The sequence below is a fragment of the Pseudoalteromonas sp. PB2-1 genome (genome assembly GCF_045040605.1).
GTDB lineage: Bacteria > Pseudomonadota > Gammaproteobacteria > Enterobacterales > Alteromonadaceae > Pseudoalteromonas > Pseudoalteromonas arabiensis.
The window spans coordinates 431,567-453,567 of the sequence record NZ_CP090667.1; the positions used below are offsets into that span (position 1 = coordinate 431,567).

The 22,001-nt window shown below is 41.9% G+C and carries 19 protein-coding genes; 10 read left to right on the forward strand and 9 right to left on the reverse strand.

Annotated features, from left to right (window positions below):
- Positions 1-52: 52 nt before the first annotated feature.
- Positions 53-1,102 carry a formimidoylglutamase gene (locus L0Z67_RS02075; protein WP_062567285.1) on the reverse strand — a complete coding sequence of 350 codons (1,050 nt, stop codon included), beginning with the start codon at positions 1,100-1,102 and terminating at the stop codon, positions 53-55.
- A gap of 5 nt (positions 1,103-1,107) precedes the next feature.
- Positions 1,108-1,608: a ribonuclease E activity regulator RraA gene (gene rraA / locus L0Z67_RS02080; protein WP_062567286.1), complete on the reverse strand. Its 501-nt coding sequence runs from the start codon at positions 1,606-1,608 to the stop codon at positions 1,108-1,110.
- A gap of 212 nt (positions 1,609-1,820) precedes the next feature.
- Here rraA and L0Z67_RS02085 point away from each other — a divergent pair, with 212 nt between their 5' ends.
- The 3 genes from L0Z67_RS02085 to L0Z67_RS02095 all read left to right on the forward strand — a co-directional run bounded on the left by L0Z67_RS02085 (position 1,821) and on the right by L0Z67_RS02095 (position 5,376).
- On the forward strand, positions 1,821-2,357 hold the full coding sequence (locus tag L0Z67_RS02085) for a phosphatase PAP2 family protein (RefSeq protein WP_405128401.1): 537 nt from the start codon (positions 1,821-1,823) through the stop codon (positions 2,355-2,357).
- Complete coding sequence (locus L0Z67_RS02090; RefSeq protein WP_062567288.1) at positions 2,354-3,403, forward strand: MJ1255/VC2487 family glycosyltransferase; 1,050 nt, start codon at positions 2,354-2,356, stop codon at positions 3,401-3,403. The genes L0Z67_RS02085 and L0Z67_RS02090 overlap by 4 nt, the downstream gene beginning before the upstream one ends.
- 92 nt (positions 3,404-3,495) lie before the next feature.
- Positions 3,496-5,376, forward strand: coding sequence for a methyl-accepting chemotaxis protein (locus L0Z67_RS02095; protein ID WP_062567289.1), 1,881 nt, complete (start codon positions 3,496-3,498; stop codon positions 5,374-5,376).
- 70 nt (positions 5,377-5,446) lie between these two features.
- Here the strand turns inward: L0Z67_RS02095 and L0Z67_RS02100 are convergent, their stop codons facing one another.
- The 5 genes from L0Z67_RS02100 to priA form a co-directional block, all read right to left on the reverse strand.
- Positions 5,447-5,821 carry a gamma-butyrobetaine hydroxylase-like domain-containing protein gene (locus L0Z67_RS02100; protein ID WP_062567290.1) on the reverse strand — a complete coding sequence of 125 codons (375 nt, stop codon included), beginning with the start codon at positions 5,819-5,821 and terminating at the stop codon, positions 5,447-5,449.
- Positions 5,822-5,896: 75 nt separating this feature from the next.
- Positions 5,897-7,225 carry an HslU--HslV peptidase ATPase subunit gene (hslU, locus tag L0Z67_RS02105; RefSeq protein WP_193988239.1) on the reverse strand — a complete coding sequence of 443 codons (1,329 nt, stop codon included), beginning with the start codon at positions 7,223-7,225 and terminating at the stop codon, positions 5,897-5,899.
- Positions 7,226-7,236: 11 nt separating this feature from the next.
- Positions 7,237-7,755 (reverse strand): ATP-dependent protease subunit HslV, encoded by a 519-nt coding sequence (hslV, locus tag L0Z67_RS02110; protein WP_130151657.1) that lies wholly within the window; start codon positions 7,753-7,755, stop codon positions 7,237-7,239.
- A gap of 79 nt (positions 7,756-7,834) precedes the next feature.
- Positions 7,835-8,362 (reverse strand): SPOR domain-containing protein, encoded by a 528-nt coding sequence (locus L0Z67_RS02115; RefSeq protein ID WP_062567293.1) that lies wholly within the window; start codon positions 8,360-8,362, stop codon positions 7,835-7,837.
- A gap of 16 nt (positions 8,363-8,378) precedes the next feature.
- On the reverse strand, positions 8,379-10,559 hold the full coding sequence (gene priA / locus L0Z67_RS02120) for a primosomal protein N' (RefSeq protein WP_405128402.1): 2,181 nt from the start codon (positions 10,557-10,559) through the stop codon (positions 8,379-8,381).
- Between the two features lie 233 nt (positions 10,560-10,792).
- On the opposite strand from priA, the gene rpmE reads away from it, so the two are divergent.
- Both rpmE and L0Z67_RS02130 read left to right on the forward strand, forming a co-directional pair.
- Positions 10,793-11,008, forward strand: a complete 216-nt coding sequence (rpmE, locus tag L0Z67_RS02125) for a 50S ribosomal protein L31 (RefSeq protein WP_036973208.1) — start codon at positions 10,793-10,795, stop codon at positions 11,006-11,008.
- A 535-nt stretch (positions 11,009-11,543) separates the two neighbouring features.
- The gene (locus L0Z67_RS02130; RefSeq protein WP_062567436.1) at positions 11,544-12,785 is read left to right on the forward strand and encodes a malic enzyme-like NAD(P)-binding protein; all 1,242 of its coding nucleotides are present in this window, start codon (positions 11,544-11,546) and stop codon (positions 12,783-12,785) included.
- A 75-nt stretch (positions 12,786-12,860) separates the two neighbouring features.
- On the opposite strand, the gene metJ is transcribed toward L0Z67_RS02130, so the two are convergent.
- Entirely contained in the window at positions 12,861-13,181 is a 321-nt protein-coding gene (metJ, locus tag L0Z67_RS02135) for a met regulon transcriptional regulator MetJ (RefSeq protein WP_062567295.1), read from the reverse strand.
- A gap of 225 nt (positions 13,182-13,406) precedes the next feature.
- Here metJ and metB point away from each other — a divergent pair, with 225 nt between their 5' ends.
- Positions 13,407-14,666: a cystathionine gamma-synthase gene (gene metB, locus L0Z67_RS02140; RefSeq protein ID WP_062567296.1), complete on the forward strand. Its 1,260-nt coding sequence runs from the start codon at positions 13,407-13,409 to the stop codon at positions 14,664-14,666.
- Positions 14,667-14,671: 5 nt separating this feature from the next.
- The gene (gene metL, locus L0Z67_RS02145) at positions 14,672-17,017 is read left to right on the forward strand and encodes a bifunctional aspartate kinase/homoserine dehydrogenase II (protein ID WP_405128403.1); all 2,346 of its coding nucleotides are present in this window, start codon (positions 14,672-14,674) and stop codon (positions 17,015-17,017) included.
- A 96-nt stretch (positions 17,018-17,113) separates the two neighbouring features.
- Here metL and L0Z67_RS02150 read toward each other — a convergent pair whose 3' ends face one another.
- A complete protein-coding gene (locus tag L0Z67_RS02150; protein ID WP_062567298.1) occupies positions 17,114-19,615 on the reverse strand; it encodes a penicillin-binding protein 1A in 2,502 nt (833 codons plus the stop codon).
- Between the two features lie 132 nt (positions 19,616-19,747).
- On the opposite strand from L0Z67_RS02150, the gene L0Z67_RS02155 reads away from it, so the two are divergent.
- From L0Z67_RS02155 to L0Z67_RS02165, 3 genes are read left to right on the forward strand one after another with little or no spacing between them, the layout of a single operon-like run.
- Positions 19,748-20,827 carry a pilus assembly protein PilM gene (locus L0Z67_RS02155; protein WP_193988242.1) on the forward strand — a complete coding sequence of 360 codons (1,080 nt, stop codon included), beginning with the start codon at positions 19,748-19,750 and terminating at the stop codon, positions 20,825-20,827.
- The gene (locus tag L0Z67_RS02160) at positions 20,815-21,387 is read left to right on the forward strand and encodes a PilN domain-containing protein (protein WP_062567300.1); all 573 of its coding nucleotides are present in this window, start codon (positions 20,815-20,817) and stop codon (positions 21,385-21,387) included. Before L0Z67_RS02155 ends, L0Z67_RS02160 begins: the two co-directional genes overlap by 13 nt.
- On the forward strand, positions 21,377-21,982 hold the full coding sequence (locus L0Z67_RS02165; RefSeq protein WP_062567301.1) for a type 4a pilus biogenesis protein PilO: 606 nt from the start codon (positions 21,377-21,379) through the stop codon (positions 21,980-21,982). Before L0Z67_RS02160 ends, L0Z67_RS02165 begins: the two co-directional genes overlap by 11 nt.
- The last annotated feature ends 19 nt before the right edge of the window (positions 21,983-22,001 follow it).

The window sequence follows — 22,001 nt, forward strand, 5'->3', positions numbered from 1 at the left end:
ACGTGATATAAATTGCGCGATATAAAATCGCGCCTACAATCTTAACCTCGAACTAACCTGCTTCCCTGGCTTGTAAGTAAGCGTTCACAAGGGCGGTGATGATTTGGCCAGCATCGTTCATTCCTGCTTCTAAACCAACCGGATGTTGTGAGGGCGCACCTTCGCATAAGTGCAAGTAATGCGCATTGCTGTTGCTTGCTGCTACATGTACAAAGTGTTCTGCATCAGCGACACTAAACCCGCAGTTTGTATAAGCACTCACAGGCATGAGTGAAATACTGTCGAGATCGACTTCAACTCCTAATGGCGCTTTACTTAAACGCGCTGTTGCTTGTTTGCATGCAGTTGATAGGTCAATAGTACGACGTACTTGGATATCTTGATAGCTATCAAAGGTGAAGTGAGCACTTTTGAGTGCATCAAGGATCGCTTGATTATTTTTAAACTCATGCAAGCCAATGACGTGATAATCAGCGAGATGATTTTCTTCAAAGGCATACCTAAAGCCATTGCCGCTGTGACGACCTTCGCATGCTCTAAAATCTGCATGAGGGTCAAGGTTTATAGCATGAACTGGTTTATTATACTGTTTACTTAAGGCTCGCAAAATTCCTAAGCAATTGTTGTGTCCACCGCCAATAACGATAGGTTCTAAACCAGCAGCGAAAATCATCGCAAGCACGTGCTCAACGCGGGTATCTATTTGTGCACAAAGCTGGCGTAGCTTAGCCAAATCGTCATCGTTTTTATTATCAAGGTGTGTGGCTTGTTGGTGTAAATCATCAAGTGCCACTTCGCCTAGCAATAATACACGCTCGTGATTTAAAAACTGGTTATGTGACTGGTTAAGAAATCGCTTTAAAAAGGCAGGCCATGCTTGGTGTGAGCCACCATTACCTAAATTTGCTCGTGGGCCAATATCTTCACATACCCCAACTAATACATAGCGAATACCGAAATGTTTCGCATCAATTAAAGCTTGTTGGGCATTAACATGGGTATCCAATAAAGACAGTGCTTGCCATGCTTTTTGTTCATTTAAGCGGCGTGTACATAAATGTTCTACAGCCGCTCGTTCATAAATTTTAAGGTAATCAGTCACCGAGTTTAGTCTTCTTCTATTACTTCTAACTCTAATTCTTCGGCAGATAAAAGAATGCCAGTGCTATCTGCATAGATAAAGTCGTCATCAAAAAACGACACTCCTGCAAAGTTAACACCAATGCCATCTTCGCCGGCACCTTCGCTGTCAGCTGCAACGGGAATCGAAGCAATCGCTTGAACGCCTAAGTCGAGTTCTTCTAACTCATCAACATGACGTATTGCACCGTAAACGATGATGCCTTGCCAATTATTTTCCAATGCAATTTCAGCCAGCTCAATATCGATTAATGCACGGCGAGTGGAACCGCCACCATCAACGAGTAGAACGCTATCAGTTCCATCTGTTGATAAAATCTCGCGGATCAGCTCATTGTTTTCAAAGCATTTAACAGTTTTTACTCGACCACTAAAGCTTGGGCGTCCACCAAAATTAATAAACATTGGTTCGAGCACATCAACCACATCTGCAAAGTGGTCGCATAAATCCGAAGTGCTGTAATCCATTTTTTCATCCTCTAAAGAGACTGTCTGTTTAGTATTCAGTATACCTTGATACAACTCAATAACAACGACTTAATGTGGGTTTATTGGTTTAAATCAAAGGATTTTGTACACCGCAACATTAGTGTCTCAAAAGCGTCACCTAATTGTTATTTTTAACGCCTAAGCTGAGATGAGTATAAAAATTAGGCGCAAAGTATGACAAGGAGCTCACCATGGCAAACAACATACTTACAAGGTTAGCAAAGGTTGATGAGCAGCTGTTTTTGAGTGTCTTCAATGACGCTTCTCCAAACTGGGTGAAAAAGTCAGCAATCGGTTTATCAAAGACGGGAGATGGCGGGTTATATTTGGTGTTGCTCATTGGTCTTTGGTGGTTTACAGAGCAATTACACTTTCAGCAACTTGCACAGTGCCTATTGCTGGGCTTCGCGATAGAACGGCCTATCTATTTCTTAGCAAAAAAGCGGATTGCAAGGGTGCGTCCATGTGATTGCTTAGTTCAAGGTGCTTATTTGATCCCGAGTGACCAGTTTAGTTTACCGTCAGGGCATAGTGCAGGGGCATTTGTCGTGGCCACAATATTGGCTATTTATTTTCCTGAGCTTTCATTTGTCTGTTTTATGTGGGCATCAGGTGTCGCCATATCAAGAGTGATAATTGGGGTGCATTATCCTGCCGATGTATTAATAGGGGCGGCGATGGGGTCGTGTTGTGCAATGTTAGCTGTAATGGTGGTGGAATATCTATGAGAATTTTATATGGTATCCAAGGGACGGGAAATGGTCATATTACACGTGCTCGTGTCATGGCAACGACCTTTAGTGCATTGGATGTTGAGGTAGACTATGTGTTTTCTGGTCGAACTGAGCTTGATTACTTTGATATGGACGATTTTGCCGACTACAGAACATTTCGGGGTTTATCGTTTAATAGTAAATCAGGGCAGGTTGATAGTATAAAAACCCTAAAGAATGCACGCCCTTTACAGCTATTAAAAGATATTAAAAACTTAGACTTACGCCACTATGATTTAGTGTTCAATGACTTTGAGCCTATTACAGCGTGGGCGGCAAGGCAGCAAGGTGTACCTGTAGTGGGTATGAGCCATCAAGCTGCATTTTTATCAGATAAAGTGCCTATGTTTGGTCGGGCTTTCTTGCGGCGTGCACTTATACGTAATTATGCACCAGCGAATGTTTATCTAGGTGTGCACTGGCAACCTTACGCTGAGAATATTATTCCACCATTTATTGCAAATCATCACCATGACAACCCTGTAATGGTCGAAAACAAAGTACTTGTATATTTACCATTTGAAAACCTAGACAGTGTTGTTGATTATTTGAAGGATTTCCCTGAACGTGAGTTCTATTGCTATCACCCCAATGCCAAGGATAGCTCGGTGGGGAATATTCATTTGCGTGCGCCATCAAGAGTCGGCTTTTTAAATGATTTAGCCAATGCGGGGGGCGTTATCGGTAATGCAGGGTTTGAGCTTGCCAGTGAAGCGTTACAATTAGGCAAAAAGCTACTCTTAAAGCCGCTTGGCAAACAATTTGAGCAAGGGATTAATGCACAAACGTTATTAGCGATGGGGGCTGCTCATGTAATGAGCTATTTGAATCCAAATGCAATGGATGATTGGCTTCAATCCCCCCAAAATAAAAAACTGAATTTTCCGAGTGATCCGGCCCCATTAGTCGACTGGTTGCAGAAAAAACAATGGCAACAGCTAGATAAGTTGCATCATCATTTATGGCAACAGGTTGATCTGGGACAAAAAATCATTGTCTAAGCGTTTCTTATAGCGGAAAATGCATGCAAAATTTAGCTGCTTTCAATAATTTAGCTATACTCTAAAATGCATATTTCGATGGGGCACTTTGAATGAATGTATTACAAAACTTAACTATAAAGCGTCGTTTACAGTTAAACGCGCTAGTTGTTGGTCTTGCAATGGTTGTGATGCTGTGTGTAATTATCTTTGAGTCGCGCATGATGCTCAAGCTCAATGAAACGATTCAAAATGCTGAAGAGCTCGATATTCATGAGCTTTCAATGCGTAAGCATGAGAAAAACTTTCTATTTTACAAAGATGTAGATAGCCTTGAGTTATTCGAAAAAGAATATGATGGCCTAAAAAACAAAATGGCACGCCTTGATGAATTACTTGTTGATTTATCAATGGATGTAAGCAAGCTAAATGAATTCAGAGGGCTTGCGAAAGCCTACTATGAAGATTTTCAAGCAGTTGTTGTACTGCAAAAGAAAATCGGTCTACACCCCAAAGATGCGCTTTATGGTGACTTAAGAGGGGCTGTTCATCAGGTCGAGACTTTACTAAGTGAGCGCGAGAACTATCGTTTGTTAACGCTCATGTTACAGTTGCGCCGTGCAGAAAAAGATTTTATGTTGCGCTTTGACTTAAAATATTTAAGTAAGTTTGATGACCTAGTTGAAACATTCAAAACAGAGATCAGAAACTCACGATTCGATGCCAGTTATGAAAGTCAGTTACTGAGCTTACTAACCACCTATCAAACGAAATTTAAAGCATTAGTCGATGCACAGGTGGCACTTGGCCTTGATTTAGAGTCAGGCGCATTAGGTGAAATGAAAGCCAGTGTTGAGAAAAGTGATGCGATTGTGTCTGAACTTACTAATGACACCAAAGCGTTTGTGGAATCAAGCGCAGCGCAAGCGCAGTTTATTGCCGTTATGGTATTCATTATTGCCAGTATCGTGGTTATGGCGTTGGTTTATTTTACCAGCCGTTCTATTATTCAGCCAATTGAGCGTGTTTACCACACGATTAATGAGATTCGCCGCAGCAATGACTTAAGTATGGCGATTGCTCAGTCAGGTAAAGACGAAATTACCACTATGTCTATGGACTTTAATAGCTTGATTGGTGATTTTAAAAAGCTAATTTACGAGGTGAACACTGCACTTGGAACGCTTAATGTCGCTACTGAGCACTTATCAGAAACAACTGCTGCAACGAGTTCAGGCATGCAAGAGCAGTTACACGAAGCAGATATGGTTGCCACAGCAGCAACAGAAATGCAGGCAACGATTCAAGATATTTCTCATAACACTGAAGCGGCCGCTAAAAAAGCAGAGTCAACTAACTTAAGTGCTCAGCAAGGTCGCTCGGAAGTTGAATCAACCGTGGTGCAAATTAACCACCTGTCTGAGTCGTTAGGTAATGCGTCTAATGTTGTGTCTCAACTTGAAAAAGATGCCGAAACGATTGGCTCGGTACTTGATGTAATTCGGGGTATTGCAGAGCAAACCAACTTACTTGCTCTGAATGCGGCAATTGAAGCTGCTCGCGCAGGTGAGCAAGGGCGTGGCTTTGCTGTGGTTGCTGACGAAGTACGTTCACTGGCACAGCGCACGCAAGATTCAACTCAAGAGATTGAGAGTATTATCTCCACTCTACAAGGGCGTACTCAAGAAGTGGTGAGTATTATGCAAGAATGTCGAGCTCAAGGTGGTGAGAGTGCAGATCAAGCCAGCAAAGCCGGTGAGTTACTGCGTTCGATTACCGAAGATGTGCAAACCATCATGGAAATGAGTACACACATTGCAACGGCTATTGATGAGCAAAGCCAAGTAGCCTCTGAGGTTAACAAAAATGTGGTTCGCATTCGTGATATAGCTCAAGAAGCGTCAGGCCATGCGGCAACCAATGCGCAAACCAGCGAAGAAGTGTCTGAGCAAGCGCGTGTGCTTTATCAAGCAATTGATAAGTTTAAAGTTTAATACATTTTTTGTAGGTAAAAGAACAGCGCGTTGACTAGTCGTCATCGCGCTTTTTGATTTTTGATAGCCTCTAAGGCACAAACTTAATAGGCACGCTGTCTTTGTTAGCTTCGTGCTCTGTGACTCGCGTTTGGTATTGCTGCCAAAGTTCATCATGATTGGCTTGTAAGTCTGCTAAGTAATGCCAGCTGTATAAACCGCTGTTATGATTATCACTAAATACTAAGCGCAGAGCATAATGGCCAACCGGCTCAATCTTACTAATCGCTACTTGCTGTTTATCAAGCACCAATTTCATAGGTTCGTTGCCATGGCCTTGTACTTCTGCTGAAGGCGAGTGAACACGCAAAAATTCAGCATTAAATCGCGCAATAGAGTCATCGTCAAAATGAACATCTAAGACTTTACTTACAGTGTGGTAATGAACTTTAGTGACTTCTTTCATGTCAGCCTCGATAGACGATTTATAAACTAAAAAGCCTCCAGTTGGAGGCTTTTGATTATAACGCTAATTTGTTGATTAAAGAATGAAGCGACTTAAGTCTTCATCTTCAACAAGTGCACCTAAGTGCTGTTCAACATAGCTTGCATCGATTGTCAGTTTTGAGCCTGCTTTTTCAGATGCATCAAATGAAATTTCTTCCATTAGTTTTTCCATCACAGTGTGCAGACGACGAGCACCAATGTTTTCGGTTTTCTCGTTAACTTGCCACGCAGCTTTAGCAATACGCTCAATTGCGTCATCAGTAAACTCAACATCAACTTGTTCTGTTTTTAACAGTTCACGTTGCTGCTCAGTGAGTGATGCATGAGGTTCGGTTAGAATGCGTTTGAAGTCATCTGCTGATAGTGCTTCAAGTTCAACACGAATAGGTAAGCGGCCTTGAAGTTCAGGGATCATATCTGATGGTTTAGACATCTGGAATGCGCCTGAGGCAATAAATAACATGTGGTCGGTTTTCACCATGCCGTGCTTAGTGCTAACTGTTGAGCCTTCGATAAGTGGTAGTAAATCGCGTTGTACACCTTCACGACTTACATCAGGGCCAGATGCTTCACCACGTTTACAGATTTTATCAATCTCATCGATAAACACGATACCGTTTTGTTCAACTGCGAAAATAGCCTGCTCTTTTAACTCTTCAGGGTTAACCAGTTTTGCTGCTTCTTCTTCAACTAGTAGCTTAAACGCTTCTTTAATTTTTAGCTTACGCTTGCTGCGCTTGTCGCCACCCATATTTTGGAACATGCTCTGTAGCTGGTTGGTCATTTCTTCCATACCAGGCGGTGCCATAATCTCAACATTAGGCTGTGCTTGTGCAACATCGATATCAATTTCTTTATCGTCTAGCTGACCTTCACGTAATTTTTTACGGAAAGATTGACGAGTAGAAGAGTTCTCTTCTGTTTTTGACTCACCAAATGTATCGCGTGCTGGTGGCAATAAAGCATCTAAAATACGCTCTTCTGCCGCTTCTTCAGCGCGATATTTAAATTTCTTAGTTTGTTGTTCACGTGTCATTTTAATCGAAATATCAACTAAATCACGGATGATCGTCTCAACTTCTTTACCAACATAGCCCACTTCGGTGAACTTAGTTGCTTCCACTTTAATGAAAGGGGCATTAGCAAGTTTTGCAAGGCGGCGAGCAATTTCAGTTTTACCCACACCTGTAGGACCAATCATTAAAATGTTTTTTGGTGTTACTTCGGTACGTAAATCATCGCTCAGTTGCATACGGCGCCAGCGGTTACGTAGCGCGATTGAAACTGCTTTTTTAGCTTTTGCTTGGCCAATAATATGTTGATCAAGCTCGTGAACGATTTCTCTTGGCGTCATCTCAGACATAGCAGTTCCTATTACAATTCTTCAATGGTTTGATAGTTATTCGTAAATACGCAGATATTGCCAGCAATTGTCAGGCTTTTTTCGACAATTTCACGAGCACTTAAATCGGTATTTTCCAGTAGTGCAGTGGCTGCTGATTGTGCGAAGTTACCACCGCTACCAATAGCAATAAGGTCATTTTCAGGCTGCACAACATCGCCATTACCCGTGATAATTAATGAGGCGGTTTCATCTGCGACTGCAAGCAGAGCTTCAAGCTTTCTAAGGGCGCGATCACTGCGCCAGTCTTTAGCCATCTCAACGGCAGCCTTAGTGAGGTTACCTTGATGCATTTCTAATTTACTTTCAAAACGTTCGAATAGAGTGAAGGCATCAGCAGTACCGCCAGCAAATCCAGCGATTACTTTGCCATTATAAAGGCGTCGAACTTTACGGGCGTTGCCCTTCATTACGGTATTACCAAGTGAAACTTGGCCATCGCCACCAATAACGACCTTGTCGTCGCGGCGTACACTTACAATAGTGGTCATGTTTTTCCTCATCTTCGAGCGGCAGAGCCGCTCGTAAAAAGCGATTGATGAGGTGTTTATATGGGTGAATGAACTAAAATCAAGTCCAAAGCCAAATACCGCAGCCCATTATTTTGATGCGTTTCAGTTTATTTTTGTCACTTTCTGCTTGGCGTTTGGTTTTATAGGGCCCCAAGCGCACTTTGTACCATACGCCATTACTTCCTTCGACGCGCTTAGCTTCTGCAACAAGGCCTGCAAATGCTATTTTTGCTTTTAGGGTTTGTGCTTGTTCTAGTGTTCTAAACGAGCCACATTGCATAACGTATGGGCCTTTTTGTTCAAGCTCTTTTACTTCAACTTGAACTTCATGCTCTTTTATTTCTTTAATAAACTCAGGCGGTTTAGGTTTTGGAATCACCTTTTCTTCCGCTTTAGTCGGATTGGCTTGCTGCTCAACAAGTGCAGGATCAGCATTGTGCTTTATGTACCACAAACCATAGCCAAAGCAGCCCACAAGAATAATAGCAAGCAGCACTAATGCAACTGGAAAAGGTTTTTTTGCGGGTGCCTGCTTTTTATTATTTCGATTCGATGGTTTTTTATTTATGTAATCGTGTTGTGCCATGATTCTCTATTGGCCTTTAAATCATATCTATAGGATCAACGTCTAAGCTCCACCGCACCTTTTGCGCAAGTTTACTGGTACTAATATAGTCAACCATTTGCGCTAAATACTGGTGTAAGTGGGAACGCTCCTGCGCTTGAATATGTAATTGGAACCGATACTTACCCGCCACACGTTCCAGTGGCGCGGGGATCGGGCCGAGCAATTGTATACCAGATACACTCTGTACAGGAACCAAATCAGTTAAAAAATCCATAACTTGATTTATGTTATGTCCTTCAGCACGCACAATCGCCATATTCGTAATGGGGGGAAGCAGGGCATCTTCTCGCTCAGTCAAGGCGTAACGCGCAAAGTCTTGGTAGCCATTATTAACAAGGTCTTGCAGTAGCGGGTGCTCAGGAAAGTGCGTCTGCAATAACACATGCCCAGGCTCACCACTACGTCCAGCACGGCCTGCTACTTGTGTTACAAGTTGCGCTAAATGCTCAGTGGCACGAAAATCACATGAATAGAGGCCACTATCGACATCTAAAATCAGTACTAAACTAACATCGGCAAAATGGTGGCCTTTTGCCAACATTTGCGTGCCAACTAAAATACGAGCGCCGCCTTGGTTGATGTCATCGAGGGCTTTTTCTAGGCTACCTTTACGGCGTGTTGAATCACGGTCGATACGGCTAATAGGAATATCGGGAAAGGTTTGCGTTAAAAACTCTTCGATTTGCTCAGTGCCTTTACCGTTTGGAAAGATCTGCGTACTGCCACAATCAGGGCACTGATGAGGCACGGTATGTTGTTCACCACAGTGGTGACAAATCATTTGGCCAATGGCTTTATGAAATGTTGCGCTGGTACTGCAACGTGAGCACTCACTTAGCCAGCCGCATTCATGGCATATAAGCGTAGGTGAAAAACCACGGCGATTTAAAAATACCATAACTTGCTTGCCACGCTCTAAATGTTGGCGCATATAAGCAAGACTGGCATGAGCGATGCCGGCTTGCTCAGGTTGTCCTTTCATGTCCAATAGTTGAAACTGATTATCGGTGCTGGTTTGTGCTCGCTGTGTTAAACTAAGTAGCTGATATTTATTAGTAATCGCCTTATATAAGGTTTCTAATGCAGGTGTCGCGCTGCCGAGTATCAATGGAATATTATGTTGGAAGGCTCTGTAAGCGGCAAGATCTCGCGCATGGTAGCGTAGTGTATCTTGCTGTTTAAATGAGCTGTCATGCTCTTCATCAACAATGATCATGCCTAGTGATGAAAAAGGTAAAAATATACTCGAACGTGTGCCGATAACTATCGCACAACTGCCTTTTTCACAAAAGCGCCATGTTTGTAGGCGCTCGTTATCAGTGAGTGCCGAATGCCATAGCATAATGGGCGTATCAGGAAAGCGACGACGAAAACGATTGACGGTTTGTGGGGTTAGACCTATTTCAGGAACCAAAACCAAAGCTTGTTGGCCTTTTTTTAATATTTCTTCAAGGCATTGTAAGTAAACTTCTGTTTTGCCGCTGCCAGTCACCCCTTCGAGTAGAAAGCTTGCAAACCCATGGGCTTGGTTAATGGTAGTACAAGCGACAGCTTGTTCTTTATTGAGAGTCGGTTTTTTACTCACTGTGGGTGCGTGTTGCTGCCATTGATTGTCATGCTCAATAAATTGTTTGATTAGCGCTTTCTCTAGCAGGCTATCAATTGTTTTTTTATTAAAACCGAGCGCTTTTAATTCGGTTAACGATGACTTACCCGACTGCGCAAGTTGCTTTAATAAGTTGAGTTGCGTTTTCGCTCGTAGAGAGGGGAGCTTTGCCCCTTTTTCAGTTAACTCAACCATATTAATGCTGGTTTTATCAGGGCATTCACCTTGTCTTAAAGCAGCGGGCAGTGCAGTATGTATGGTCTCACCTAAAGGATAGCAGTAGTAGCGAGCTGTAAACTTTAATAGCTCTAAATGACGTTTGGATAAAATCGGGGCTTCGTCAATCACCTCTATGATGGCTTTTATCTTCTCTTTAGGGATGTCAGTACTTGTTTTCGTGGCAAGTATGACCGCTACTTTTTTTTGTGGGCCGAATGGCACAAGAACACGCATGCCCGGCTGCAATTCAATGTTATGCAACAGCGGTTCAACTTTATAATCGAAGGTACGCGGTAAAGGGACTTTTATGGCAACTTCTACAAAGTGCATGGTGGCTCAACGAAAACAAGAACAGACAGATAATGTACTAAAAATAGTCGTAAAAACCTACCAACAAATGCTAAGCCAAGCGCCGTCTGTTTATTTTTTTAGCGAAAGATGCATTTAAAGCTTGTCGCAGAGCGTATTGGCCTATAAAATACGCGGCCTATTAATTGTATTAACGACGTATGGTGCCAGACTACGGGTTTGGAGAGCGATGCGGCCTTAACTAGAGGTTCCCTATGAAAGAAGGTATTCACCCTAAGTACGAAGCTATCACTGCAACTTGTTCATGTGGTAACAAATTCGAAACTAGCTCTACTTTATGTAAAGACATCCACTTAGACGTATGTTCTGAGTGTCACCCGTTTTACACTGGTAAGCAAAAGATTTTAGACACTGGCGGCCGTGTTGATCGTTTCAACAAGCGCTTCGGTGCACTTAGCAGCAAGAAGTAATGTCTGCTGTTTAGTTAAAAAAAGCACCTTAGGGTGCTTTTTTTATACCTGAAATTAACAAAGCATGATATTAGACGCTATGCCGAACATGCTGTTTTCACTCACTTCCCATATAACTATTTTTGCTTGTTATGCTCATTATGTCGCTAATTTTGCAGACAAAGTGCAATCCCTTCGCTATATTCTTAGATGTATAAATGATTCCAAAAGTTACAAAAAGTAATAAATTTAAATAACTTTGTAAGTAAATGCTGGCAATGTCGTCGAAATGGTCATTTGGAACTAATTTCGGCTATTTGCAGTGTTCGTGCATATAAAATACAAAAACAGGTGCTTAAAAGGTCATAAATAGGTGAATTTTTATGTCTGATTAATCGCAACTATGCACAGAAGTTGTGGGTAAATCCTTTAAAATTAAGCGATATAGCATATAACAGGATAGACCTGATAATACTTGGAATTTTTATACATTACAGGTATCGTACTGATGCAAGCTCTCTCACTTTTTAACTTTTTTGCAGGATACTATCGCGTTATGTCAGATTTCCGTGAACAAGCATTACATTACCACGCTCACCCCGTTCCAGGTAAAATTAGTGTTGAACTAACCAAGCCGGCCGAAACGGTTAACGATCTCGCTTTAGCTTATAGCCCAGGTGTGGCTGAACCAGTTCGTGAAATCGCTGCTGATCCAGCAAATGCCTACAAATATACTGGTAAAGGTAACATGGTTGCGGTGATTTCAAACGGTACCGCAATTTTAGGTTTGGGTAACTTAGGCCCTCTTGCATCAAAACCTGTCATGGAAGGTAAAGCATTACTATTCAAACGTTTTGCTGGCCTTGATTCAATCGATATTGAAGTAAAACATCGCACTACAGAAGATTTCATCAATACTGTTGCAAACATCGCTGATACGTTTGGCGGCATCAACCTAGAAGATATTAAAGCACCAGAATGTTTTGAAATTGAAAAAGCGCTTATCGAGCGCTGCGATATTCCAGTTTTCCACGATGACCAACATGGTACAGCTATTGTTACTGCTGCCGGTATGCTTAATGCCCTTGAAGTACAAGGTAAGGATATCGAAGATGCCATTATCGTATGTTTAGGAGCTGGTGCGGCAGCTGTTGCTTGTATGGAGCTGTTAATTAAGTGTGGTGCATTACGTGAGCATATCTATATGCTTGACCGTAAAGGTGTGATCCATACTCGCCGCGATGATTTAAACGAATATAAGCAGTTGTTTGCTAACAACACTGATAAACGTACATTACAAGACGTTATTGCTGATGCGGATGTATTTGTAGGTGTATCTGGGCCAGATTTATTGACGGCGGATGACTTAAAGCTAATGGCAGACAAGCCAGTGGTGTTTGCGTGTTCAAACCCAGATCCTGAGATTGCGCCAGAAGTTGCACACAGTGCGCGCAATGATTTAATTATGGCAACGGGTCGTTCAGATTTTCCTAACCAAGTAAATAACGTGCTTTGTTTCCCGTTTATTTTCCGCGGTGCGCTTGATGTGCGTGCAACGGCAATTAATGATGAAATGAAAATTGCAGCTGTGCATGCTATTCGTGGTATTGCCAAAGAGCCAGTACCAAGCGAAGTATTAACAGCGGCTGGCGTTGAATCACTTGAGTTTGGTGCCGAGTACATCATTCCGAAGCCAATGGACCCGCGTTTATTACCACGTATCGCGCGTGCTGTTGCAGAAGCGGCGGTTGAGTCGGGCGTTGCGCAAATCGAAATGCCAGAAGATTACATGCGTTAAATTTATTTACGCTAATAAAAAACTCAGCCTTAGCTGAGTTTTTTTATACCTGTGAATCGGCGTCTATCCGATGGCTCATTCAGAATCAAGTACAGGGATATCTAATCCCATTTCAAGCATGATCTTTTTCACTTCTTCAGGGACTTTTTCTGGGTTGTCTTTGCGTAAGTCGTCATCATTTGGTAATGGCTGACCTGTAAAAGCATGTAGAAAAGCTTCGCATAGAAGCTCACTATTTGTCGCATGTCGTAGGTTGTTGATCTGACGACGAGTGCGTTCATCTGTTAATACTTTTAGTACATTTAGCGGAATTGATACGGTAATCTTTTTAACTTGTTCTGATTTTTTACCGTGTTCTGCGTATGGGTGAATGTATTCACCGTTCCATTTAGCCATAAGTAATTTCGTTGCCTCGGTTATAAGTAGTTCACGCCTTTTTCACAGCGCAAAGATGCGGAAATTTTATCTCTTTAAAAAAGATAGTCAAATACTAGTTATTTAGCCATCTAGTCGTGTAAATGTATAAACTTCTTTATGTCAGCCACAAATGCTTTGACTTCTCATAATTGATCATCTAACCTTTTAGACGTCTAAACATCCAATTAATGAGTAGGTGATGAAATGAGTGAAAAAAATAAAGCGACGATAGCTGTTCGTCATGGTATCGAAGCTGACAAACATCATGGTGCTGTCGTTCCACCTATCTATTTATCAACCACCTATTCATTTGCTGATTTTGATACTAAACGTCAGTATGACTACGGACGCAGTGGTAATCCGAATCGTGATATTTTGGCTGAAACACTGGCTGAACTTGAAGGCGGTGCAAAAGGCATTATTACAGCAACGGGTATGTCTGCGGTGCATTTAGCAACACAGCTTTTAAATAGTGACGACACTTTAGTGATCCCGCATGACTGCTATGGTGGCAGTTACCGTTTATTCACATCATTAGAAAAGCGCGGGTTATTGAAGCTAAAAGTGTTAGATTTAACCAACAGTGAAAATCATCAAGAAATTTTAGCAATCAAACCAAAGCTTATCTGGATAGAGACACCCAGTAATCCAATTTTGCGTTTAACTGATATTAAAGCGATCACCTCAATTGCTAAGCAATGTGGAGCTTTAGTTGCTGCCGATAATACGTTCTTATCACCAGCACTCCAAAATCCAATTCAGTTTGGTGTAGATATCGTCGTACATTCAACGACTAAGTATATTAATGGCCACTCAGATGTAGTAGGTGGTGCAGTGATTGCCGCAACACAAGAGCTTGGTGATGAACTAGCTTGGTGGGCAAATAACATTGGTATTACCGGTGCACCATTCGATAGTTATTTAACCCTTCGTGGTTTGCGAACATTAAATGTGCGTTTAAAACAACACCAAGAGAATGCGTTTGCAATCGCTCAGTATTTAGAAAATTCGCCTTTTGTTAGTCAGGTTTATTACCCTGGTCTTGCTTCTCATCCTCAGCATGAGCTCGCTAAAGCGCAGCAACGTGGCTTTGGTGGTATGGTTAGCTTTGATATTAAAGGTGATATTAATGACGCTGCTGCGTTTTTAACAAGCTTAAAAGAGTTTAGCCTTGCAGAGTCATTGGGTGGGGTTGAGAGCCTTATTTGCCATCCTGCGACAATGACTCATGCTGGCATGGATCCTAAAGCACGCCTTGAGGCAGGTGTGGGCGATACACTCATTCGTATTTCTGTCGGTATTGAAGATATTAACGACTTAATTGCTGATCTGGAACGTGTTTTCAATCAAGTTAAACCAGGCGAAGGCTTACAAGCGGGCCAACCTAAAGCCGCTCAAGTACAGCCAACTAATCAGCAAAATACATCGTTTAAGTTAACGCCTGCACATACGGCATTGTGGTAGAAGAAATGGTTAATATTGTTCATAAATTTGGTGGCTCAAGCCTAAGCTCAGCCGAGCGGTATCAAGCAGTTGCGAACATTGTGTTGGCAAACACTGAGCTAGGCGATTGTGTTGTTGTATCAGCCTCTGGGAAAACGACAGACACACTTGTAAAGCTCTGGCAGAGCTATCAACAAAATGATAATCAAGCTGTGAGTGATATTTTATTGCTTATTGATAATAATCAGCGTGCACTAATCGAGCAGCTATTAGTGTCGCAGAGTAAGCAACATGCATTAGCTAAACTAAAAGATGAATTAGCATCACTGACAGCGTTAATTGCCCAGCAACAACTACATGAAGCACCTTTACTTGCTCATGGTGAGGTTTGGTCTGCTCGGTTACTTGCAGCCTATTTAAATCAACTCGGTTTAGAATCTAAAGATGTTGATGCAAGACAGCTCTTTACTTTGCATGATGGCCAATTGTTGCATCAAAAAAATCAGCAAAGTTGCAGTGAGTTAATCAACCATAACCAGATCAATGTTGTGACGGGGTTTATTGCCGCTGATTGCCAAGGCAATACCGTAACCCTAGGGCGCAATGGCAGTGACTATAGTGCCACACTACTGGCTAGTTATACCTTTGCAAAGCAAGTTTCAATTTGGACTGATACACAAGGTGTATTTAGTACAGATCCTCGCAAAGTTAAAAATGCTGTTAAGTATAACAAGGTATGCCGTGAACAAGCGAATTTGTTAGCCCGTTTAGGTAACCCTGTATTGCATGCTAAGACATTGTCGCCGCTAAAAGGTAGCGACATTAAACTCGTTGTAAGAAGCAGCTTTGACTGTGAGGCAAGCCCAACAGAGGTTGTAAAAGAGGGGTACAGTAAAGCTAAACGTTTTATTACGACCCTTGATAACATTGACTTGCTTCGTGTTGATAAATTAAGTAGTGGCGAAGTGGGTGAATTGAGCCAGTTGATTCAGCATAGCCTGCATCACTTTGTAAAAGCCGGCGATACCTATCTGTTAGTGCCAGGCTCGTGTACACATCAAGTTGTAAGTTACCTTGCAGGGCGTGCCAATATTGTTGAGTCTAATTTAAGTGGTTGTGCGGTGGTAGCGCCAAGTAGTGATATTAGCTCACTCGCAGAGCAAACAACGGCGTTATTAAAAGAGCAAAGTATCAACACACGCTTTGTACAGCAAGATGAAAAATACGTGTTAGTTTTAAAAGACCAAGCGATTGATAGTGACGTGCTGACCTTACTACACGACAAGTTAATTAATAAAGGCCAAGAGTTGGCTGTGATTGTTGCTGGGCTGGGTAATGTTGGGGAGGTGTTTCTTTCACAACTACAAGCGCAGCTAAAACGCCTTTCAGAACACTATGAAGTGAAAGTGGTCGCTTTACTTCGCTCCAAGCAAATGCTGTTTAGTGCTAGTGGTTTAAACACTAAGATGTGGCAAGAACAGTGGCAAAATGAAGCACAAAACTACGAAAAAGAAGAGCTATTAACACGTATTAGTGAACTCGATTATGAGCACAAAGTGATCGTAGATATCACAGCTAGTGAAGCGTTTAGCCTTTTATACCCTGATTTTGTTGAGCTAAACTGCCACCTGATCAGTGCTAATAAATATGCCGGTACGGCAGCTAATAGTTGGTATCAAAACTTACGCAGTAATTTAGCTGATCGTAATTTATTATGGCGTTATAACACCAGTGTTGGTGCAGGTTTGCCTATCAACTTTGCACTCGCTGATCTGCAAAACAGTGGCGATAAAATTAACCGTATTGAAGGGGTTTTTTCCGGTACTCTGTCGTGGTTATGCAGCAGTTATGATGGCAGCGTGCCGTTTTCTGATTTAGTACTAAAAGCACAGCAAATGGGTTACACAGAGCCTGATCCTCGTGAAGATTTGTCGGGTCGAGATATGCAACGTAAGCTGCTTATTTTAGCACGTGATCTCGGTCTTGATTTAGAGCTTGATGATATTGCTTTAACACCATTAATGCCTGAAGAGTTGGCCGCGGGTAGTTGGCAAGATTTCTTAGCAAATAAGCATTTAGTTGATGAATTTATGACGATAAAAGCTGAGCAAGCACAAGTCGAAAATAAGCTTGTTCGCTATACCGGCGCGATTACCATTACTCATGGCAACGTGAAAGCTGAAGTTGGTCTAGTTAATGTAGCAAAAGACGATGTGCTGGCAAGCCTTAAGCCAGGTGACAATATCTTTGTTATTAACTCACAGTGGTACACTGAGAACGCTTTGGTAATACAAGGCCCAGGTGCAGGAAAAGAAGTCACTGCGGCAGGGGTTCATTCTGATTTGTACTGGTTGGTGAACAACCTAAAATAAATCTTGTTTATCGTGTAATAAAAAACCGCCAAATGAAGTGACCCCCAATAGTTGGACATGCCAATTACTGGGGGTCTTTTTATTACACTCAATTAGCTAAAATAGCTCTTCTTCTGTTGAAAGATTTTCTTCGAATACATCAGTTGGCTGATCGAGTACATATTTCGTAGGGGCTGTGCCCTTAATAAAGTACTCAAAGCGGCTGGTATAATCATTTTTATGACTAAGCAAGCCCGTGGCTAAGTCAATACGAACAGACACCAGTCCTTCAGGTAACTCAATAGGTGCCTCAGGCATGCCATCGAGTGCGACTCGCATAAAATCAACCCAAGCAGGTTGAGCTGTTTTAGCACCAGACTCTGCACCAGATATTTGTGATTTATCTAGATTATTATTGTAGGTTGAACGGCCAAGTGGGTTACCTGGGTTATCGAAACCAACCCACACTGAGGTCATTACATTTCGATTAAAACCACTAAACCAAGTATCCACAGAGTCATTGGTTGTACCGGTTTTACCAGAAAGATCACGGCGCTCAAGTGCTTGAGCTCGCCAGCCTGTACCACTCCAGCCCGTTTTGTGGGTCCAACTACCGCCACCCCAAATTGCGCTATGCATCGCTTGTGAAATTAAGAAAGCATTTTGCTTTGAAATAATACGCGGTGCACAACGCGGCGCAGTATCCGGTTGTGCTGAATTTAACTGGTCACTGTCAGCTGTATAACTTGTAAATGATGTCGGCTCGGGCGTGTCACACGCAAGCTCTGGCTGTGTTTTAAATATCGTATTGCCAGAAGAATCCTGTATTTCAGTAATAAAATACGGGGTGATGAGGTGTCCACCATTAGCAAAGCTACTCATCCCTCTGGCAAGTTCAAGCGGTGTAATTGAAGCACTGCCTAATGCAAGGGATTCACTGCGGTTAATATCGCTATTCAAAAAGCCGAATTTGAGTAGGTGGTCTGCGGTGCGTTGTAAGCCAACACCGCGTAGTAACCTTACAGAGATCACGTTTTTAGATTGTGCAAGGGCACGGCGGATACGAATAGGGCCGTTATACACTGCAGGGCTGTTCTTTGGACGCCATGCAACACCTTGGCTTTTATCCCACTGATTTATTGGCGCATCATTTAAAATAGATGCCAAGGTGTAGCCGTTTTCAAGTGCCGCTGAGTAGATAAACGGTTTTATATTTGACCCTACTTGACGTTTTGCTTGAACAGCACGGTTGTATTGGCTTTGCTCAAAGCTGTAGCCCCCAACGATAGCCTTAATACGGCCATCTTGTGGGTCGAGGGATACCAATGCACTTGATGCCTCTGGTATTTGGCTCAAAATGTAGCTGTCATCAGTGTTTTTACGAAGCCATATTTGCGCACCCGCTGTGAGGATTTCAGCAGCTGTTTTTGGTGGGAAGCTTTGACGGTAGCGAGTGATATATTTACGCGCCCACTTTAAGCCATCCCATTCAACCGTTACCTGTTCGCCATTTTTTAGCAACACTTGAATTGATTGTTCTGCAACTTGGGTAACGACACCTGTTAATAATGGACCAAACTCTTTAACGTCTTTTAGTTTTTCTAAAATCGCGTCTTTGTTAAGAGGATTTTCTGTTTCGCTATCCCATAGCTGAGCTGTTGCACCTCGATAGCCATGACGCATATCGTAAGCATGGAGGTTATTGACTAAAGCATCTTGTGCAGCTTGTTGTATTTCAGAATCGATACTTGTAAATACTCTAAAGCCAGTATTGTAAGCGCGTTCATGACCAAAACGGGCGACCATTTCTGCACGTACCATTTCTGAAATATAGGGCGCGTATACATCAATTTCAGCGCCGTGAAACTTAGCTGTGATAGGGGCACTAGTTGCTTCATCATATTGCGCTTGTGTGATGTATTTTTCTGTATACATACGACCAAGCACTACGTTTCGACGTGCTTTGGCACGTACAGGGTTTCGGATAGGGTTTAAAGCAGAGGGGGCTTTTGGTAAGCCTGCAATCATCGCCATTTGCGCAAGGGTTAGTTCGTTTAGTTCTTTACCGTAGTAAACTTGGGCGGCGGCACCAATACCAAAAGCTCGATTTCCAAGCTCAATTTTATTTAAGTACAACTCAAGAATTTCATCTTTACTAAGAATACTTTCAATATGCAGTGCGATGAAAATTTCTTTGACCTTACGAATATACGCTTTTTCTCGAGTTAAGAAAAAGTTACGAGCTAACTGCATAGTTATAGTGCTTGCGCCTTGTTTCTTTTCACCTGTGGATATGAGTACAATGGCAGAGCGAACAATACCAATAGGGTCAATCCCTATGTGTTCGTAAAAGCGGTTGTCTTCAGTTGCCAAAATTGCATCAATGAGTGGCTGTGGTATTTGATCTATCGTGACGGGAATACGTCGTTTTTCACCAAATTGATTAATCAATAAGCCGTCCCGAGAAAAAACCTGCATAGGTGTCTGTAACTGAACGTCTTTTAGTACCTGAACGCTAGGAATGTCAGGTTTAACGTAATAGTATAGACCGACTAAAGTAATAAGGCCTAAAAACGAGCAGATGATAATAAATTGTAAAGTTCTCTTTAATAAAATCACTTATATTTTCCCTAAATAGACTCCCAATTAGAATCGGAGACTGCTAGTATATATTGATTAAAAAATGAATAATATTTTTTCAGACAAAAATTATAACTTGTTTATTATTAAAACAAAGGCCAAGTTGCAAACATGCTAAGTCAACTATTTAAAAAGCCTTCATCTATGATGGTAGGGATCGACATTGGATCGCATTGTATCAAAGCGGTGTTGTTGCAGAAAACAGACGCAGGTTTGCGACTTGAGGCTTTAGCGATAGAACCTATGCCTAAAGGCGCAATATCTGAACGATCAATCCAAGATATTGAAGCAATTGGCAATGTGATTACTAAATTAAAAAAGAAACTACCCAAATCAGTTCAGTCCGCGGCCGTAGCCGTGTCTGGACAAACCGTGATCACGAAAGTTATTTTTATGGATGTATCATTAACTGATGCTGAATTAGAGTCGCAAATTGCCATTGAAGCCGACAGCCTCATTCCTTATCCACTTGATGAGGTTAATATTGATTTCGAAAAACTTTCAATCAATGAAGCTGATCCAAGTAAAGTGAATGTTTTACTCTCTGCTGCGCGAACTGAAAGTGTAGAGGCACGGGTTAGTGCACTTGAAACAGCCAACCTGAAAGCGAAAGTTGTTGATGTTGAAAGCTACGCATTGAGCCGTGCCATGGACATCTACTATCAGCAGCTACCAAGTGATGCTTTTAACAAGTGTGTAGCCGTCGTTGATATCGGTGCTGTATTGATGCTGGTGAGTGTTGTTCAAGCGGGTGAAACGATATATACCCGTGACCAAGTATTTGGTGGTGACCAATACACTAATAGTATTGTCAGTTATTACAACAAGAGTTTTGATGAAGCTGAAATTGGTAAAACAACCGGTGATTTACCCCCTAATTATACCTTTGAGGTGCTTGCACCATTTCAAACATCGCTTTTACAGCAAGTAAGGCGTGCTGTGCAAATGTTCCTAACAACCAGTGGTAAAGATCAGGTCGATTATATTGTTTTAACCGGTGGAACCGCCATGATAGATGGGTTAGACCGTCTATTGATTGAAGAATTAGGGATCCATACAGTGGTTGCAGAACCTTTTGCTAATATTGAGATAGCCCCAAAGATAGATCGTAACGTTTTACAACGTCATCGTACGCAATTTGCAATAGCGACAGGGTTAGCATTAAGGAGCTTTTCATCATGCCACATATAAACCTGCTACCTTGGCGTGAACAGCAACGAAAAGAGTCACAAAATAAATTTGTCACTATTTTGTTTGCAGTTGTGGTGGTTTGCTTCTTGAGTATGTACATCCTGAGCTCTTTTTATAGCGGTCTGCGCGAAGGGCAAAATATTAAAAATGATTTTTTGAACACAGAAATAGCATTACTGAATCAACGTATTCGTGAAATTAACGAGTTGGATAAAAAGAAAGAAAGCTTACAACAACGTATGCGCTTAATCGAAGAGTTACAAAGCAGTCGTAACCTGGGGACGCAAATTATGGACGAAGTTGCGAAAATAGTGCCTGCGGGAGTGTATTTAACTAAATTAGAGCGCCGCGGTAATAGTATTCATGTTGTTGGTCGTAGCGAGTCAAATAACCGTTTATCAACCATGCTACGCCAAGTTCAAGGCTCTTATTTACTTGAACGACCTATCATGCAAGGTATTGTTGCAGGTGAACAAACATCAAGACTACTGAGTGACTTTAATATGGAATTTTATGTTAAGCCATTTGATAAGATAGGCGAGGCGCGCAATGAACCTTGATATCAAATCGTTAACAGAAATAGATTGGAATGAAATAGAGCTCGAAAACATGGGCGATTGGCCTATCGCCGTTAAAGTTCTGTGTTGTAGCTTTGTTGCAGCTATTGTACTTTACTTTAGTTACAGCTTATTGGTGTCTGATGAAATCGCGAGTTACCAAGCCGCTGTTGAGAAAGAAACCCAACTGCGCACCACCTATAAGCAAAAGTACGCTATAGCCAGTAATTTAGAACTGTATCGCCAACAAATGATTGATATGGAAGAAAAGTTCTCGCAGCTATTGAAGCGCTTACCGACCTCAAATGAAACCCCTGGATTACTCGATGATTTATCTTATGTGGGAACAACCAGCGGCCTTACATTCTTAAAAATTGGTTGGTTACCTGAAATAGAAAAAGAATTTTATACTGAGTTACCAATAAAAATAGAGGTTGTGGGTACTTATCATGAGTTTGGTGATTTTGTTGGTAAAGTCGCACAGCTTCCTCGTATTGTGAGCCTTCATGATTTCACAATTCAAACCTTAGGGAATGATGAGTTAACGTTTAGTGTTGTGGCTAAAACATACCGTTATGAAGGAGGGACTAAAAAGTGAAACAGTTCCCCTTAGTAAT